Origin of the sequence: Candidatus Allofournierella excrementigallinarum, from assembly GCF_944388085.1 — a bacterium.
Taxonomy (GTDB): domain Bacteria; phylum Bacillota; class Clostridia; order Oscillospirales; family Ruminococcaceae; genus Allofournierella_A; species Allofournierella_A excrementigallinarum.
Genome location: NZ_CALXHK010000027.1, coordinates 15,168 through 31,643 on the forward strand (window position 1 = coordinate 15,168; position 16,476 = coordinate 31,643).

Below are 16,476 nucleotides of genomic sequence, written 5' to 3' on the forward strand. Positions count from 1 at the left end.
TTTCCCCGTTCGTTGTAAAATAAAGGGGCGGCCCCCGGCGCGTCTGCCGGGCGGCGGCCCCTTTTTCATTGAGACTGACCGCAAGGGAGGGACCCTTTATGCCGGAAGGCTACACCCACGTCCGCACCGCCCGCCGCGCCGCCGCCCTGGCGCAGCTGGAGATCGAGCACCCCGCCGCCTTTGCCTGCGGGGCCAACGGGCCGGACATCTTTTTCTGCTACCGCGCCTGGAAAAGCGGCGAAAAGCGGGGCGAAGACCTGCCCGCCCTGGGCGCTCGCATGCACGACGAGAACACCGGCGCCTTTCTGCGCGCTTTGGTGGAATACGCCGCCACCCCCGCCCAGCGCAGCTACGCCCTGGGCTTTTTGAGCCACTACGCCGCCGACTGCACGGTGCATCCCTATGTGGTGTGCGTCACCAAAGAGGGCGGCCCCTACTGCCGCCCCGGCGGCCACGGCTATTTTGAGATCGCGCTGGACAGCTTCCTCCATGAGCAGGACACCGGCAGGCCCGCCGTGCCGGTGGACGACACCACCCCCCGCCTTGCGGGGGCGGCGCTGGCCGAGGTGGGGGCCCTTTTGCAAAAAAGCCTGCGGGAGGCCTTTGGCATCACCGTCAGCCGGGAGGCCCTGGCGGACACCTTCTGGCACACCCGGGCCCTGCGGCGGATATTCGTCAGCCGCTTTCGCATCAAATACGCCCTGTTCTGGCTGGTGGAACCGGCCTTCGGCGGGCGGGGCGCGGTGACCGGCCACATCACACCCGCCCGGCTCGCCGGCACCGGCAAACGGCCCAGGGGCAGCCTGCCCTGCCCCTGGATCCACCCCTTCACCGGCGAGGAGCAGGCCGACGATCTGAACGCCCTGCTGGAACAGGCGGAAAAGCGCTCGGCGGCCTATCTGCTGGCCGCCAGGGGCTATTGGGACGGCCGCCTCTCCATGGAAAAACTCTCCGCGTTGCTGGGCAGCGCCAGCTACCTTTCGGGCCTCGCGGACGAGCGCAGCTGCCCCGGCCCTGCCCCGGCGAAAAAGCCCGCCCGCACCCGGCGCAAAGCGGCGCAGGCGGGGGAGAAGCCCGCGGCGGAAAAGCCCGCCCGGCGGCGCAGGGCTGCCCCGCCCAAGGAGGCCGCCCCCGCAGGGCAGGCCCCGGCGGAATAACACAATAAAAAACGGCCCCGAAGTGGCTCTCCGGGGCCGTCCTGTTTTATTTCAGCCGCACATAGGCCTGGCGGGCGTTGTCTTTGCCGCGCTCGGTGCGCACCTCGAAGACGCCGAGGGACAGCACGAAGGGGGTCAGCTTGGAAAAGCCGAAGTTGCGCACGTCGAAGTCCGGGTAGCGCTTCACCAGCAGGTTGCCGATCATGCTCACCGCCAGCCAGCCGTCCTCGTCCGACTGCTCGGCCACGATGGCCTTGATGGCCCCGCGCATGGCGGCAAGCTCCGGGTCCTCCTGGGGGGCCGGGGGCTCGGGCTGGGCGGCCTTCTTGCGGGCGGCCTTGGCCTTGGCGGGCTTTGCCTTCTCCTTTTCCCTGCCCTTTTCCGGCGCGGCCTTTTCCCCGGCGGCGGGGGCTGGGGCGGCCTCCGGCTCCGGCTGGGGTTCCGGCTGGGCGGCCAGCACGTCCAGATAGCGGAACATGTTGCAGGCGGCGATGAAGGGCTTCGGGGTCTTTTTTTCGCCCATGCCGATCACCGTCATGCCGCCTTCCCGCAGGCGGGAGGCCAGGCGGGTGAAGTCGCTGTCCGACGAGACCAGGCAGAACCCCTCCACCTTGCCGGAATAGAGGATGTCCATGGCGTCGATGATCATGGCCGAGTCGGTGGCGTTTTTGCCGGTGGTGTAGCTGTATTGCTGGATGGGGGTGACGGAATAGTCCAGCAGCACGTTCTTCCAGCTGGCCATGGCGGGGCTGGTCCAGTTGCCGTAGATGCGCTTGTAGTTGGCCACCCCCTGGGTGGACACCTCGTCCAGGATGATCTTGATGTATTTGTCCGACACGTTGTCCGCGTCGATGAGAACCGCGAAGCGGCGGTCTGCGGGCATGGAATTGCCCCCTTTCTGAAAGGTGCGGCGAAGCGCGCTCCGCCGCCCGGAAAAGCATTTGTACCATCTTATCATACCACAAAGGGATAAAAGTGTAAAATTTGCGCCATACTCCCCCTCGGCGGGCCCCGCCCCGCCTTGACAATCCCCGCGCCGGGCCCCATAATAATAGGGGCTGTCTGCGTGAAAGGCGCGCCGCCCTGCAAAGAAAGTGAGGGAGCCATACCCATTATGTTACAACTGGAACATCTCGCCTGGGCCATCCCGGGCGGCAACGAGATCATCAAGGACATCACCCTCCGGCTGGACGCCGGGCGGCTGGTGGTGGTCACCGGCCCCAACGGCGGCGGCAAGACCACCCTGGCCAAGCTCATCGCCGGCATCCAGGCGCCCAGCGCCGGGCGCATCCTGTTCGACGGGCAGGACATCACCGGCCTGGACGTGACCGCCCGCGCAAAGGCGGGCATCGCCTACGCCTTCCAGCAGCCGGTGCGCTTCAAGGGCCTGGCGGTGCGGGACCTGCTGGAGCTGGCCGCCGGCCGGCCCTTGAGCGAGCTGGAGCTGTGCGATCTGCTGGGCAAGGTGGGCCTGTGCGCCCAGGAGTATGTGGACCGGGAGCTGGACGCCAGCCTCTCCGGCGGCGAGATCAAGCGCATCGAGATTGCCAGCGTGCTGGCCCGGGGCGCGAAACTCTCCATCTTCGACGAGCCGGAAGCGGGCATCGACCTGTGGAGCTTCGCCCGTCTGGTGGAGACCTTTGAAGAACTGCGCAGCAAGGGCACCGGCACCCTGCTGGTCATCAGCCACCAGGAGCGCATCCTCTCCATCGCCGACGAGATCGTGGTGGTGGCGGACGGACGGGTGCGTCAGGCGGGCCCGGCGGCCCAGGTGCTGCCCACCCTGCTGGCAAACGAAAAAGCGGTGCGCTGCCCGCTGGAAAAGGAGGACGCACGGGTATGAACCAGATCACAGACGAGCTGCTGCGCCTCATCAGCGGCATCAAGAGCGGCGAGATGAAGGGCGCTTACAACATCCGGGAGGACGGCCAGTGCGCCGCCCGCCAGTCCAGCGAGAACATCCTCATCGAGTCCAAAAAGGACGCCCCGGGCCTGGTCATCCACATCAGGCCCGGCACCAGGGGCGAGACGGTGTACATCCCCGCCTGCGTCACCCACGCCGGCGTGGACGATTTGGTCTACAACGATTTCTATGTGGGCGAAGGCGCGGACGTCATCATCGAGGCGGGCTGCGGCGTGCACAGCGAGGGCGAGGAGGAAGCCCGCCACAACGGCATCCACCGCTTTCTGCTGGCCAAGGGGGCCCATGTGCTCTACAAGGAAAAGCACATCGCCACCGGAAACGGCGCCGGCGGCAAGGTCATCGACCCGGTCACCGACATCGAGCTGGCCGAGGACGCGAGCCTTGAGATGGACACCGTGCAGCTGGGCGGAGTGAGCCGCACCACCCGCAAGACGCGGGCCGTTTTGCAAAAGAACGCCCGCCTGCTGGTGCGCGAGCGCATCATGACGGGCGGCGACGAGTTTGCCCGCACCGACTTTGTGGTGCGGCTGGAGGGCGAGGGCTCGGCGGCCGACCTTGTGAGCCGCAGTGTGGCCCGGGGCAACTCCCGGCAGGAGTTCGCCTCCACCATCCGGGGCAACGCCCCCTGCACCGGCCACTCCGAGTGCGACGCCATCCTGGCGGAAAACGGCACCGTGCTGGCCATGCCCGGCCTGGAAGCGGGCCATGTGGACGCCGCCCTCATCCACGAGGCGGCCATCGGCAAGATCGCCGGCGAGCAGCTGCTCAAGCTCTGCACCCTGGGCCTCACCCCCGAACAGGCGGAGGAGAAGATCATCCAGGGCTTCCTGAAATAAAAATAAACAGCCCCTTCCCGCACCGCACCCCACCGGGAAGGGGCTGTTTTCTTTATTTTCCGCCCAGCGGCGCAAGATACTTCTGCTCGCAGGCGGCAAGGCGGGCGTTGAAGGCCGCGTCCTTTCCGGCAAGCAGGCTGTGCTTGCGGGCGTGCATGTCCAAATCGTCGGTCTCGTCGCCGATGAGCCGGGCGGCGATGTTGGAGCAGTGGTCGGAGATGCGCTCGGTGTTGGTGAGCACATCCAGGAACAAAAGCCCCGGCTCGATGCCGCACTCGCCGGCCTTCAGGCGGGCGATGTGCTCCTCGCGCATCACATCGCACATCCGGTCCACCGTTTCCTCCAGCGGCTCCACCTGGGCTGCCAGCGCCGTGTCCATCTGGATAAAGGCGTCGCCGGTCACCCGCTGCACCTCGCCCACCGCCTCGAACAGCAGCGCGGCCTGCTTTTGAGCCGTGGAGGAAAAGCCCCACCCCTGTTCCGAAAGCTGGCGGGCGCAGTCCATCAGGTTCACGGTGTAATCGCCGATGCGCTCGTACTCGCCCACGAATTTCAGCAGTTCGCTCACCGCGTGGCTCTCGCTCTCGGTGAGTTCCTGGTCGCTGATGCGGATGAGGTAGTCGGTGATGGACACCTCCATCTTGTCCAGCAGTTCCTCCCGGTGGGCAACGCTTGCCGCCGCTTCCGCGTCGAATTTGGTGAACAGGCCCACCGTCTTGTCGAAGTTGGCGCGGGTGCGGCCGGCCATCTTTTCCACCGCGTTCTTGGCCTGCTGCAGGGCCACCGCCGGGCTTTGCAGCAGGCGCTGGTCCAGCACCGGCATGTCTAGGTCCGCCCCTTCGCCCTCTTTTTCAGGGATGGTGTGTTCCGCCAGCCAGGCCAGCGCCTTTGTGAAGGGCATGAACAGCAGGGTGACCACCACGTTGAACAGGGTGTGGAAGTTGGCGATGTTGCCCTTGGTCATCACCTCGTTCCAGAAAGGGAAGAGGCCCGCGGCCTTCAGGCCGTAGACCCCCGCCAGGAACACGGCGGCGCCGATGACGTTGAAGTAAAGGTGCACGACGGCGCTGCGCCTGGCCGCGGTGGACGCGCCTATGGAGGCGATGAGGGGGGTGGAGCAGGTGCCGATGTTCTGGCCCAGAATGATGGGGATGGCGCTGCCCCAGGTGACCACGCCGGTGCTGGAAAGCGCCTGCAAAATGCCCACGCTGGCGCTGCTGGACTGGATGGCCACGGTGACCAGCGCGCCCGCCAGCACGCCCAGCACGGGGTGTTGCAGCCGGGTGAACAGCTGGATGAAAAGGGGGCTGTCTTTTAAAGGGGCCACCGCGGCCTCCATGGTGAACAGGCCGGTGAACAGAATGCCGAAGCCCATGCAGATCTGGCCGATGTTGCGTTTTTTGGGGCTTTCGAAAAAGACGAAGAGCACCGCGCCGGCGAAGGCCACGATGGGGCTGAAGGTGCTGGGTTTGAGCATGGTGAGCACCCAGCCGGAGCCGGAGATGTCGCTCAAACGGATGAGCTGGCCGGTGACGGTGGTGCCGATGTTGGCGCCCATGATGATGCCGATGGCCTGGGACAGGGTGAAGATGCCGCTGTTCACAAGGCCGATGCAGATGACGGTGGTGCCCGCGCTGGACTGGATGAGCCCGGTGAGGACGGCGCCCAGCAGAACGGCCTTCCACACGCTGCTGGTCAGCCGCTGCAGAACGGCCTCCATCCTGCCGCCGGCCAGCTTTTCCAGGCCTGCGCCCATGATGGACATGCCGTATAAAAACAGGGCGATGCCCCCCGCCAGGTTGATGACATTGAAGATGGTCATACCGTCCTCCGTGCGGCCCGCCGCCGCTCAGGTTAATTTTGGGTTAAAATAAGGTTAAAATTCTGTAAGCAGTTTGATTATACCATCAAAGGCGGGCGCGGGGCAAGGAAAACCCCCGCGAAAGAGAGCGCTTCGCGGGGGAAAAGGGCAAAACCGCACAAAATGCGGCGCATCGTCCAAACGCCGCGCCGGGCGGCAAAAAGCCCCCGCAGCCGGCGGCTGCGGGGGCGAAGGGCGGAAAAAGAGGGGGTCAGGCGTCGGCGGGGGCCTCGATGCCCAAAGGCGCAAGGTAGGTCTCGCGGGCGGCATCCAGACGGCGGTTGAACTCGTCGTCATGGCCGGCCAGCAGCACACGCTTGCGGGCGTGGACGTCCAGGTCGTCGGCGCTCATGCCCACGATGCGGGCGGCAATGTTGGAGCAGTGGTCGGAGACGCGCTCGGTGTTGGTGAGCACGTCCAGGAACACCACGCCGCCCTCGATGCTGCAATCGCCCTGCTTGAGGCGGCGGATGTGCCGCTCGCGCAGCGCGTCGCACATCTCGTCCACCGTCTCCTCCAGGGGCTCCACCTGGGCGGCCAGGGCCGCGTCCCCGCAGGCAAAGGCGTCGCCCGCGATGGTCAGGGCCTTGTCGGCGCATTTTTGCAGCTGGTCCAGCTCGGCCCAGGCACTCTTGGAGAGGGTGATCTCCTCCTCGTGGATGCGCTGGGCGCACTGGAGGATGTTGATGGAGTAGTCGCCGATGCGCTCATACTCCGAGATGAACTTCAGCAGCTCGCTCACCTGGCGGCTCTCGCCTTCGTTCAGCTCCTGGTCGCTGATCTGCAAAAGGTAGTTGGTGATGGACACCTCCATCTTGTCCAGCAGCCCTTCCCGGTGGGTGATGGTGGCGGTGACCTCCGGGTCCCACCGTCGCAGCTGGCCAAAGGAGAGTTGGAAGTTGCGCTGGGCGCGGCGGGCCATCTTTTCCACGGCGCCCTGGGCCTGCTGCAGCGCCACGGCGGGGCTGGAGATGAGCCGCTGGTCCAGAACGGGCATGTCCAGGTCCGTCGTGTCCTGCGCCTTTTCGGGCACGGTGCGCTCCGCCAGCCAGGCCAGCACCCTTGTGAAGGGCAAAAACAGCAGCGTGACCACCACGTTGAACAGGGTGTGGAAGTTGGCGATGCCGCTGCGGTCGATGACCTCGTTCCAGAAGGGGAAGAACCCGGCGGCCTTCAGGCCGTAGATGGCCACCAGGAACACGGCGGTGCCGATGATGTTGAAATAGACGTGCACTATGGCGCTGCGGCGGGCGGCGGTGGAGGTGCCGATGGAGGCCAGCAGGCTGGTGGAGGTGGTGCCGATGTTCTGGCCCAGGATGATGGGAATAGCGCTGCCCCAGGTGACCACGCCGGTGCTGGAAAGCGCCTGCAAAATGCCCACGCTTGCGCTGCTGGACTGGATGGCGATGGTGACCAGGGTGCCCGCCAGCACGCCCAGGATGGGGTTTTCCAGCTGTGAGAACAGCTGCACGAAGAGGGGGCTGTCTTTGAGGCCGCTCACGCCCGCCTCAATGGTGAACATGCCGGTGAACAGAATGCCGAAGCCCATGCAGATCTGGCCGACGTTGCGCTTTTTGGGGCTTTTGAAAAAGACGAAGAGCACCGCGCCGATAAAGGCCACGATGGGGCTGAAGGTGCTGGGCTTGAGCATGGTGAGCACCCAGCCGGAGCCGGAGATGTCGCTCAAACGGATGAGCTGGCCGGTGACGGTGGTGCCGATGTTGGCGCCCATGATGATGCCGATGGCCTGGGACAGGGTGAAGATGCCGCTGTTCACAAGGCCGATGCAGATGACGGTGGTGCCCGCGCTGGACTGGATGAGCCCGGTGAGGACGGCGCCCAGCAGAACGGCCTTCCACACGCTGCTGGTCAGCCGCTGCAGAACGGCCTCCATCCTGCCGCCGGCCAGCTTTTCCAGGCCTGCGCCCATGATGGACATGCCGTATAAAAACAGGGCGATGCCCCCCGCCAGGTTGATGACATTGAAGATGGTCATACCGTCCTCCGTGCGGCCCGCCGCCGCTCAGGTTAATTTTGGGTTAAAATAAGGTTAAAATTCTGTAAGCAGTTTGATTATACCATCAAAGGCGGGCGCGGGGCAAGGAAAACCCCCGCGAAAGAGAGCGCTTCGCGGGGGAAAAGGGCAAAACCGCACAAAATGCGGCGCATCGTCCAAACGCCGCGCCGGGCGGCAAAAAGCCCCCGCAGCCGGCGGCTGCGGGGGCGAAGGGCGGAAAAAGAGGGGGTCAGGCGTCGGCGGGGGCCTCGATGCCCAAAGGCGCAAGGTAGGTCTCGCGGGCGGCATCCAGACGGCGGTTGAACTCGTCGTCATGGCCGGCCAGCAGCACACGCTTGCGGGCGTGGACGTCCAGGTCGTCGGCGCTCATGCCCACGATGCGGGCGGCAATGTTGGAGCAGTGGTCGGAGACGCGCTCGGTGTTGGTGAGCACGTCCAGGAACACCACGCCGCCCTCGATGCTGCAATCGCCCTGCTTGAGGCGGCGGATGTGCCGCTCGCGCAGCGCGTCGCACATCTCGTCCACCGTCTCCTCCAGGGGCTCCACCTGGGCGGCCAGGGCCGCGTCCCCGCAGGCAAAGGCGTCGCCCGCGATGGTCAGGGCCTTGTCGGCGCATTTTTGCAGCTGGTCCAGCTCGGCCCAGGCACTCTTGGAGAGGGTGATCTCCTCCTCGTGGATGCGCTGGGCGCACTGGAGGATGTTGATGGAGTAGTCGCCGATGCGCTCATACTCCGAGATGAACTTCAGCAGCTCGCTCACCTGGCGGCTCTCGCCTTCGTTCAGCTCCTGGTCGCTGATCTGCAAAAGGTAGTTGGTGATGGACACCTCCATCTTGTCCAGCAGCCCTTCCCGGTGGGTGATGGTGGCGGTGACCTCCGGGTCCCACCGTCGCAGCTGGCCAAAGGAGAGTTGGAAGTTGCGCTGGGCGCGGCGGGCCATCTTTTCCACGGCGCCCTGGGCCTGCTGCAGCGCCACGGCGGGGCTGGAGATGAGCCGCTGGTCCAGAACGGGCATGTCCAGGTCCGTCGTGTCCTGCGCCTTTTCGGGCACGGTGCGCTCCGCCAGCCAGGCCAGCACCCTTGTGAAGGGCAAAAACAGCAGCGTGACCACCACGTTGAACAGGGTGTGGAAGTTGGCGATGCCGCTGCGGTCGATGACCTCGTTCCAGAAGGGGAAGAACCCGGCGGCCTTCAGGCCGTAGATGGCCACCAGGAACACGGCGGTGCCGATGATGTTGAAATAGACGTGCACTATGGCGCTGCGGCGGGCGGCGGTGGAGGTGCCGATGGAGGCCAGCAGGCTGGTGGAGGTGGTGCCGATGTTCTGGCCCAGGATGATGGGAATAGCGCTGCCCCAGGTGACCACGCCGGTGCTGGAAAGCGCCTGCAAAATGCCCACGCTTGCGCTGCTGGACTGGATGGCGATGGTGACCAGGGTGCCCGCCAGCACGCCCAGGATGGGGTTTTCCAGCTGTGAGAACAGCTGCACGAAGAGGGGGCTGTCTTTGAGGCCGCTCACGCCCGCCTCAATGGTGAACATGCCGGTGAACAGAATGCCGAAGCCCATGCAGATCTGGCCGACGTTGCGCTTTTTGGAGCTCTTGAAAAAGACGAAGAGCACCGCGCCGATGAAGGCCACGATGGGGCTGAAGGTGCTGGGCTTCAGCAGCGTGAAGACCCAGCCGGAGCCTGTGATGTCGCTCAAACTCAGCAGCTGGCCGGTGACGGTGGTGCCGATGTTGGCGCCCATGATGATGCCGATGGCCTGGGGCAGCGTCAGGATGCCGCTGTTCACAAGGCCCACCACGATGACCGTGGTGCCGGAGGAGGACTGGATGAGCGCGGTGATCACCGTTCCCAGCAGCACGCCCTTCCACACGCTGTTGGTCAGCCGCTGGAGGATGGCCTCCAGTTTGCCGCCCGCCAGCTTTTCCAGGCCGCTGCCCATGATGGACATGCCGTAGAGAAAGAGGGCAAGGCCCCCGGCCACATTGAACACGTCGAATATGGTCATACAATACACCTCAATGATCGATTCCCCGCAAATTACGTTCCAAAGACGGCCCGGGCGATGCGCCCCAGGGCCGTACGCTTCGATTATAGCATGGGATTTAACATGCCTTCCACAGCCCGGCGGAATATTTTACATACATTTTACCCAAATCGGGCCGAAAAACGAAAAACGGGGCCGGTTTTTCGGCGTTCTGCCCTGCCGGTGTTAAAAAAAGGCAAAATTTCCCCGCGGAAAAGGGCGGCGCGCCGCGGGGCCGGGGCGGGGGAGGGGCCCGCTTTGCGCCGCCGCGACCGGCAAAAAAAGCCGCCCCGGCGAAGGAGGCGGCAAAAATGCGGTTTGCGAAAGGGCGGGCGGCGGAAAGCGGGCCCTGGCCCCGCGGCCTGCTTCTACAAGGCGGCCAGCTGGTAGCCCGCGGCCCGCAGCCCGTCGATGAGATCGCCCAGCATGGCGCTGTTGGTGGCCATGGGGTGCAAAAGATAGACGGCGTCCGGGTGGGCGGCGGCCAGCGCCTTTGAAAGGCTTTCGGCCACATCCGGCTGGGCGCTTGCGTCCCAGTCGGCGTAGGCGTAGCTCCAGAAGACGCTGCGCATGCCCTCGCCCGCGGCCAGGGCCAGCAGCCGCTGGCTGAATACCCCTTCCGGGAAGCGGAAGAGGGTGGGCGTCGCGCCGAACTGCCGGGCGAACTGTTCGTTAAAACCGGTTATTTCAGCCCGGGCCTCCTCGTCCGAGAGGGCGGTCATGTCCTTGTGGGTGGCCGAGTGGCTGCCCACCGTGTGGCCCTCCGCCAGCATCCGCTCCACCGTTTCGGCGTTGTTTTCGGCGTAGCTGCCCACCACGAAGAAGGTGGCGGGGGCGTTTTTCTCCTTCAGCGTGTCCAGAATGGCGGCGGAATACCCCGTCTCATAGCCGAAGTCGAAGGTCAGGTAGATGGTGGGCGTTTCGGCCTCGGGGGCAAGGAACACGCCGCCCCACTGGCCGTACTTTTCCTGATAGGCCACCGCGCTGATGGGCTGGTTGCGCTCGTTCACCTGCTTGCCCTGGCCCCAGCCCAGCCGCTCTGTCTCAAGGCCCGTCAGGTCAAAGGGGGCGGCCAGCGCCGGCCAGTTCACTCCCGCCGGGGCGGGGCTGGGCGCGGGCGAAGGGGAAGGGGAGGGGGCGGCCGTGGGGTCCGGCGCGCTGCTCGCCGGGGCGGACACAGACCCGGAAGCCGGGTCCGCCGCCGGAGCCGGGCGGAGGAACACCCCCGCCGCCAGGGCGATGCAGCACACCGCCGCGAAGATGCAGAGAAGAGCCAGCTTGCGCATAAAAGCGCTCCTTTCCGGGCGGTCAGCCGCCCTCGCTCATCACCACCACGTTGGCCTTGGCGGGCAGGCAGGCGGCCCAGTCGTCCTGGAGGCTCAGCCAGCCGTAGCCCTCGCACAGATGGTCGGGGCAGGGGGAGTCCACAAAGGCGATGGCGCCGTCCTTCACCTCCAGGTGGATGGTGTAGATGCCGGTGTCCACGTCGTAACGGGCGTTTTTGTCCAGGGGGATCTCCATGGTCTGGCCATCCTCGCCCCAGGTCAGCACCGCCGTGCCGCCGGTCGGCCGGGCATTAAGCCACAGAAAAAGAAGAAGTGCAATTACCAGTAATACAACAGTGAAAATGAGATTGGCGGTCATTTTTGACAGAAATACAGTAGTAAAAGTAAAAGGATTCTGTTTTGAATCTTTTTTCTCCATGAAAGAGACCTCGCGTTTCGTTGGATTCCCCTTCATTATAACAGAAAATACCCGGCGGGCAAATGGTTTTCAAGGCCGCGCCCCGGTGGTATAATAGCAGTATCGACCGACGGAAAAGGAGATAATCGCTATGCTGTTTGAAACTTACCGCGCCTCGGTGGACGCCTTTGTGGCGGCCAACCGGGAGAACGTGATCCGCGACATCAAGCGTCTGGTGGACGTGCCCAGCGTGGAGGGCCCCGCAGAGCCGGGCAAGCCCTTCGGCCCCGGCCCCGCCGCCGCCCTTGCCCAGGGCCTGGCCATTGCCGAAGAAATGGGCCTTGCCACCCACAACTGCGAAAACTACATCGGCTGGGCGGAACTTGCGGGCGAGAGCGGCGCCCAGATCGCCACCATCACCCATCTTGACGTGGTGCCCCAGGGCAACGGCTGGACCGCCGACCCCTTCGACATGCAGGTGAAGGACGGCTGGCTCATCGGCCGCGGCGTGGCCGACGACAAGGGCCCCAGCGTGCTGTGCCTGTATGCCCTCAAGTTTTTGAAGGAGCAGGGCGTGCCCCTGAAATACACCGTGCGGGCGCTGCTGGGCGCGAATGAAGAGACGGGCATGAAGGATGTGGACTATTATCTCGAGCATTACGAAGCCCCCGCCTTCTGCTTCTCGCCGGACGCCGAGTTCCCGGTGTGCAACGGCGAAAAGGGCGGCTTCAACGGCGAGCTGGTGAGCGGGCCGCTTGCCGGCAACCTGCTGGAGTTCGAGGGGGGCGTGGCCCATAACGTCATCCCCGACCGGGCCAGCTGCCTTGTGAAGGGGGATATTGCGAAGCTCGCCGAGCGGGAAGGCATCACCCTGGAGGAGGAGAACGGCGCGGTGCGCATCCGCGGCTGGGGCAGGGGCGGCCACGCCGCCATGCCCGCGGGCACGGTGAACGCCATCGGCCTCATCGTGGACTACCTGCTGGACAACCGGCTTTGCACCGAAGAGGAAAACGCCTTTTTGCAGGTGCTGCAGAAGCTGCACCACGCCACCGACGGCAGCGGCGTGGGCATCGCCGCGAAGGACGAGGCCTTCGACCCGCTCACCATCATCGGCGGCATGATCGCCCTCCGGGACGGCAAGCTGCGCCAGGATGTGGACAGCCGCTACCCCACCAGCATCACCGGCGAGGAGATCGCCCGGCGGCTTTCCGAGGCGCTGGGCGGCGCCGGCACGGTGGAAAACGCCCGCTGGAACAAGCCCTTCTACATCAGCGCCGACGACGCGGCCATCCAGGCCCTGGTGGACACCTACAACGAGGTCACCGGCGAAAACGCCAGGCCTTTCACCATGGGCGGCGGCACCTATGCCCGGCACTTCCCCCGTGCGGTGAGCTTCGGCCCCGAACGGCTGGACACTGTGCTGCCTGATTTCGCCGGCCCCATGCACGGCGCCAACGAGGGCGCGAACATCGGCCAGCTGATGCAGGCGCTGAAGATCTACATCCTCGCCCTTCTGCGTTTGCAGGACATCGAGCTGTAAAAAGAAAGAAGCCCCGCGCACCCGCGCGGGGCTTCTCTGTTTGGGGCTGGGGTTCAGAAGAACAAATCCTTGCCGGGGTAAACAGGCTCCATGGTCAGCCGCACGCCCAGCTTGCGCAGGGTGCCCTCGTCGCCGCTGTGCAGCATCTGGGTGGAGTGCATGTCGCAGTCCCGCAGGTCCTTGAGGGCGGCCAGGGCCCTGGCGGCGGTCTCGTCGGTGGCGGCGCTCATCGCAAGGCCCGCCAGCACGTCGTCCACCTTCAGCACGCTGGCACGGCTGTGGAGGTAGTCGATCTTGAGGCGCAGCAGGGGCACCAGCACCTGCTGGCTGATGAGCAGCACCTCGTCGGGGATGCCCGCCAGCGCCTTGATGCTGTTCAGCACGGTGGCGCTGGAGGCGCTCATCAAATCGCTGGCCTTGCCGGTGATGATGCGCCCGTCCGGCAGCTGCAGCGCCGCCGCCGGCATGCCCGCCGCCTTCTGCTTTTCCAGCGCCGGGGCCACCACGGCCCGGCTGCCGGTGTGCACATTCAGCTGCTGGAGGATGTTCTCGATCTTGTGCAGGGCGGCCTCGCTGGCCTTGCCCTGCTTTGCGTCGCAGGCGGCCTTGTAGTAGCGGCGCAGGATCTCCTGGGTGGCCGCCTGGCGCACCACTCCATCGTCAAAGATGGCGTAGCCCGCCATGTTCACGCCCATGTCGGTGGGGCTGCGGTAGAAGTTTTTATCACCGGTGATGCGGGCCAGGATGTTCTGCACGATGGGGAAGGCCTCCACATCCCGGTTGTAGTTCACGGTGGTCTCGCCGTAAGCCTCCAGGTGGAAGGGGTCGATCATGTTCACATCGTCCAGGTCGGCGGTGGCCGCCTCGTAGGCCAGGTTCACCGGGTGCTTCAGGGGCAGGTTCCAGATGGGGAAGGTCTCGAACTTGGCGTAGCCCGCCATCACGCCCCGTTTGTATTCGTGGTACACTTGAGACAGGGCGGTGGCCAGCTTGCCGCTGCCGGGCCCCGGGGCGGTGAGCACCACCAGGGGCTTCGAGGTCTCGATGTAGGGGTTGGAGCCGTAGCCCTCGTCGGAGCAGACGTGGTCCACCGCCATGGGGTAACCGTCGATGGGCCGGTGGATGTAGTTCTTCACGCCCCGGCTGGAGAGCTTTTTGGCAAAGGCGTTGGCGGCGGGCTGGCCGGTGTATTGGGTGATGACCACGCTGTTCACCGCAATGTCCATGGCGGTGATGTCGTCGATGAGGCGCAGCACCTCCATGTCGTAGCTGATGCCGAGGTCCGCGCGCATCTTGGTCTTTTCAATGTCGCCGGCGGAGACGCAGAAGATGATCTCGGCCTTGTCCCGCAATTCGTGCAAAAGGCGGATCTTGCCGTTCACGTCAAAGCCGGGCAGCACCCGGGCGGCGTGGTAGTCGTCGAACAGCTTGCCGCCGAATTCCAGATACAGCTTGCCCTTGAACTGGTCGATCCGGGCCAGGATGTTCTCGGTCTGTTTCTGAATGTAAAGCTTGTTGTCAAATCCGATCTGCATACAAAATCCCCCACGCATTTCCAGAATAGGCTCAATACCTATACAGAATACCACGCGGCCCGCCCCAATGCAAGGAAAAACGCCCGCCAAGCGCGGCACGCAAAAAGTTCGAAAATTCCCTATTGCATTTTCGCCCGGGGCGTGCTATAATAAACGTCGTCGCGGAGGATTAGCTCAGCTGGTTAGAGTGCCTGCATCACACGCAGGAAGTCTGGGGTTCGAGTCCCTAATTCTCCACCAAGAAGGCCCCGGCACGCGAGAGCGTGCCGGGGTTTTTCTGTGCCCCCTGGAGAGGGGCCTCTGCCGGCGAAGCGTCACTCCGCGCTGAGCGCAAACATCAAGGAGGACAAAACCAATGAAGAAGAAAGCGCTGATCGTTGTTTCCGTTGCTGCCACCCTGGCCCTGGCCCTGACCGCCTGCGGCGCCGCCGCGCCTTCCGGGGCGTCCAGCGACGCTGCTGCCAGCACCGCCGCTTCCGGCGCCGGGGCTGCCGCCGCCGAGGCCCTGACGGTGGAAGAGCTGAGCCTGCATCTGGCCGACGGCGCGGCGCAGGCCGTGGTGACCGTGGAGCCAGCACAGCTGGCCGGCCAGCTGACCTACAAGACCGGCGACGCGGCCATCGCCACCGTGGACGAGACCGGCCTTGTGACCCCCGTGAAGGAAGGCCACACCAGCCTGCTGGTGCTTGCGCCGGACGGCACCCGCGGCAAGGCCATGATCACCGTGTGGAGCGGCCCGAAGGAGCTGACCCTCACCGCCGACGCCGCCGAGGCCCCGGTGGGCGGCACCGTTGCCGTGGCCGCCGCCGACGAGACCGGCGCCGCCGTGGACGCTGCCACCCTGGCCTGGTCTTCCAGCGACGAGACCATCGCCACCGTGGACGAGACCGGCGCCGTGACCGCCGTGGCCGCGGGCGAGGCGGTCATCACCGCCGAAACTGCCTACGAGATCGCGGGCAGCGTGACCATCACCATCGGCTGATAAGGCGCAAGGCAGAGGGGCGCGGCCAGAAGGCTGCGCCCCGTTTTTTTAAACAGCGCGCCCTCTTGACAATATAGTTGCTATACCCTTTATGATGGGAGAAAAGAACAAACAGAGAAGGGTTAAAATGAGAACAGTCAAAAGAGCGAACAAAAAGCAGGCCGCGGCCCGGGCGGCCAAAAAGGTGCTGGTCATCGTGCTGGGCGCGGCCATCTACACCTTCGGCATCCACAACATCCACCAGCGCACCGCCATCACCGAGGGCGGCATCATCGGCCTGATGCTGCTCATCGAGCACTGGTTTTCCATCTCCCCGGCCTACATCACGCCGGTGCTGGACTTTTTGTGCTATCTTCTGGCCTTCCGCTTTTTGGGCGGGGGCTTCATCCGCGACTCCATCATCGCCACGCTGGCGGTGTCCGGCTGGTACAAGGTGTGGGAGCAGTTTCCGCCCATGCTGCCGGACCTTTCGGCCCATCCGCTGGCGGCGGCGCTGGCCGGCGCGCTGTTCGTGGGTGTGGGCGTGGGGCTCATCATCCGCCAGGGCGGGTCGGGCAGCGGCGACGACGCTTTGGCCCTCACCATCTCCCGCGTCACCGGCTGGCGGCTGTCCGGCGCCTACCTTTTCACCGATCTGACGGTGCTGGCGCTGTCGCTGAGCTACATCCCCTTCCAGCGCATCCTGTTTTCCCTCATCACCGTCACCGTCTCCTCCTTCCTCATCGACCGGGTGCAGGGCCTGGGCAGGGGCGGCATGTCCCGGGGCGGCGGGCGGCCCGCACCGGCTGAAACGGCATGACAAAACGGCGCGGCCTTTCTGGCCGCGCCGCAGCCTGTAGAAAAACCTGCTTTGGCGATCAGGCCAGAGCAGGTTTTCTGTTTGAAAACAAGAAGACAGGTGGAAAAAGC

The 16,476-nt window shown here is 65.1% G+C and carries 14 protein-coding genes and 1 tRNA gene; 8 read left to right on the forward strand and 7 right to left on the reverse strand.

The window, feature by feature from the left end; genetic code table 11:
- The first annotated feature begins 98 nt into the window (after positions 1-98).
- Complete coding sequence (locus ACH2AT_RS06620) at positions 99-1,157, forward strand: zinc dependent phospholipase C family protein (RefSeq protein WP_394964534.1); 1,059 nt, start codon at positions 99-101, stop codon at positions 1,155-1,157.
- A 46-nt stretch (positions 1,158-1,203) separates the two neighbouring features.
- Here the strand turns inward: ACH2AT_RS06620 and ACH2AT_RS06625 are convergent, their stop codons facing one another.
- Positions 1,204-2,040: an NYN domain-containing protein gene (locus ACH2AT_RS06625; protein WP_394964536.1), complete on the reverse strand. Its 837-nt coding sequence runs from the start codon at positions 2,038-2,040 to the stop codon at positions 1,204-1,206.
- Positions 2,041-2,271: 231 nt separating this feature from the next.
- Between ACH2AT_RS06625 and ACH2AT_RS06630 the strand changes: the two genes are divergently transcribed.
- Positions 2,272-3,000, forward strand: a complete 729-nt coding sequence (locus ACH2AT_RS06630; RefSeq protein ID WP_394964538.1) for an ABC transporter ATP-binding protein — start codon at positions 2,272-2,274, stop codon at positions 2,998-3,000.
- Positions 2,997-3,917, forward strand: a complete 921-nt coding sequence (locus ACH2AT_RS06635; protein WP_394964540.1) for a SufB/SufD family protein — start codon at positions 2,997-2,999, stop codon at positions 3,915-3,917. Before ACH2AT_RS06630 ends, ACH2AT_RS06635 begins: the two co-directional genes overlap by 4 nt.
- Before the next feature lie 52 nt (positions 3,918-3,969).
- On the opposite strand, the gene ACH2AT_RS06640 is transcribed toward ACH2AT_RS06635, so the two are convergent.
- The 5 genes from ACH2AT_RS06640 to ACH2AT_RS06660 all read right to left on the reverse strand — a co-directional run bounded on the left by ACH2AT_RS06640 (position 3,970) and on the right by ACH2AT_RS06660 (position 11,456).
- Positions 3,970-5,739, reverse strand: a complete 1,770-nt coding sequence (locus tag ACH2AT_RS06640) for a Na/Pi cotransporter family protein (RefSeq protein WP_394964542.1) — start codon at positions 5,737-5,739, stop codon at positions 3,970-3,972.
- A gap of 250 nt (positions 5,740-5,989) precedes the next feature.
- The gene (locus tag ACH2AT_RS06645; protein ID WP_394964544.1) at positions 5,990-7,774 is read right to left on the reverse strand and encodes a Na/Pi cotransporter family protein; all 1,785 of its coding nucleotides are present in this window, start codon (positions 7,772-7,774) and stop codon (positions 5,990-5,992) included.
- 250 nt (positions 7,775-8,024) lie between these two features.
- Positions 8,025-9,809, reverse strand: a complete 1,785-nt coding sequence (locus ACH2AT_RS06650) for a Na/Pi cotransporter family protein (protein ID WP_394964546.1) — start codon at positions 9,807-9,809, stop codon at positions 8,025-8,027.
- Between the two features lie 386 nt (positions 9,810-10,195).
- The gene (locus tag ACH2AT_RS06655; RefSeq protein ID WP_394964548.1) at positions 10,196-11,113 is read right to left on the reverse strand and encodes a polysaccharide deacetylase family protein; all 918 of its coding nucleotides are present in this window, start codon (positions 11,111-11,113) and stop codon (positions 10,196-10,198) included.
- A 22-nt stretch (positions 11,114-11,135) separates the two neighbouring features.
- Positions 11,136-11,456 (reverse strand): NusG domain II-containing protein, encoded by a 321-nt coding sequence (locus tag ACH2AT_RS06660; RefSeq protein WP_394964558.1) that lies wholly within the window; start codon positions 11,454-11,456, stop codon positions 11,136-11,138.
- Between ACH2AT_RS06660 and ACH2AT_RS06665 the strand changes: the two genes are divergently transcribed.
- Both ACH2AT_RS06665 and ACH2AT_RS06670 read left to right on the forward strand, forming a co-directional pair.
- On the forward strand, positions 11,347-11,625 hold the full coding sequence (locus tag ACH2AT_RS06665) for a hypothetical protein (RefSeq protein ID WP_394964560.1): 279 nt from the start codon (positions 11,347-11,349) through the stop codon (positions 11,623-11,625). The two genes, ACH2AT_RS06660 and ACH2AT_RS06665, sit on opposite strands and share 110 nt — an antisense overlap.
- Before the next feature lie 36 nt (positions 11,626-11,661).
- Positions 11,662-13,050 carry a Sapep family Mn(2+)-dependent dipeptidase gene (locus ACH2AT_RS06670; RefSeq protein ID WP_394964550.1) on the forward strand — a complete coding sequence of 463 codons (1,389 nt, stop codon included), beginning with the start codon at positions 11,662-11,664 and terminating at the stop codon, positions 13,048-13,050.
- Positions 13,051-13,103: 53 nt separating this feature from the next.
- Here ACH2AT_RS06670 and ACH2AT_RS06675 read toward each other — a convergent pair whose 3' ends face one another.
- On the reverse strand, positions 13,104-14,585 hold the full coding sequence (locus tag ACH2AT_RS06675; protein WP_394964552.1) for a DUF1846 domain-containing protein: 1,482 nt from the start codon (positions 14,583-14,585) through the stop codon (positions 13,104-13,106).
- A 163-nt stretch (positions 14,586-14,748) separates the two neighbouring features.
- Between ACH2AT_RS06675 and ACH2AT_RS06680 the strand changes: the two genes are divergently transcribed.
- From ACH2AT_RS06680 to ACH2AT_RS06690, 3 genes are all read left to right on the forward strand, one after another.
- A tRNA-Val gene (locus tag ACH2AT_RS06680) sits at positions 14,749-14,825 on the forward strand.
- A 115-nt stretch (positions 14,826-14,940) separates the two neighbouring features.
- Entirely contained in the window at positions 14,941-15,567 is a 627-nt protein-coding gene (locus ACH2AT_RS06685; RefSeq protein WP_394964554.1) for an Ig-like domain-containing protein, read from the forward strand.
- A 127-nt stretch (positions 15,568-15,694) separates the two neighbouring features.
- On the forward strand, positions 15,695-16,366 hold the full coding sequence (locus tag ACH2AT_RS06690) for a YitT family protein (RefSeq protein ID WP_394964556.1): 672 nt from the start codon (positions 15,695-15,697) through the stop codon (positions 16,364-16,366).
- The last annotated feature ends 110 nt before the right edge of the window (positions 16,367-16,476 follow it).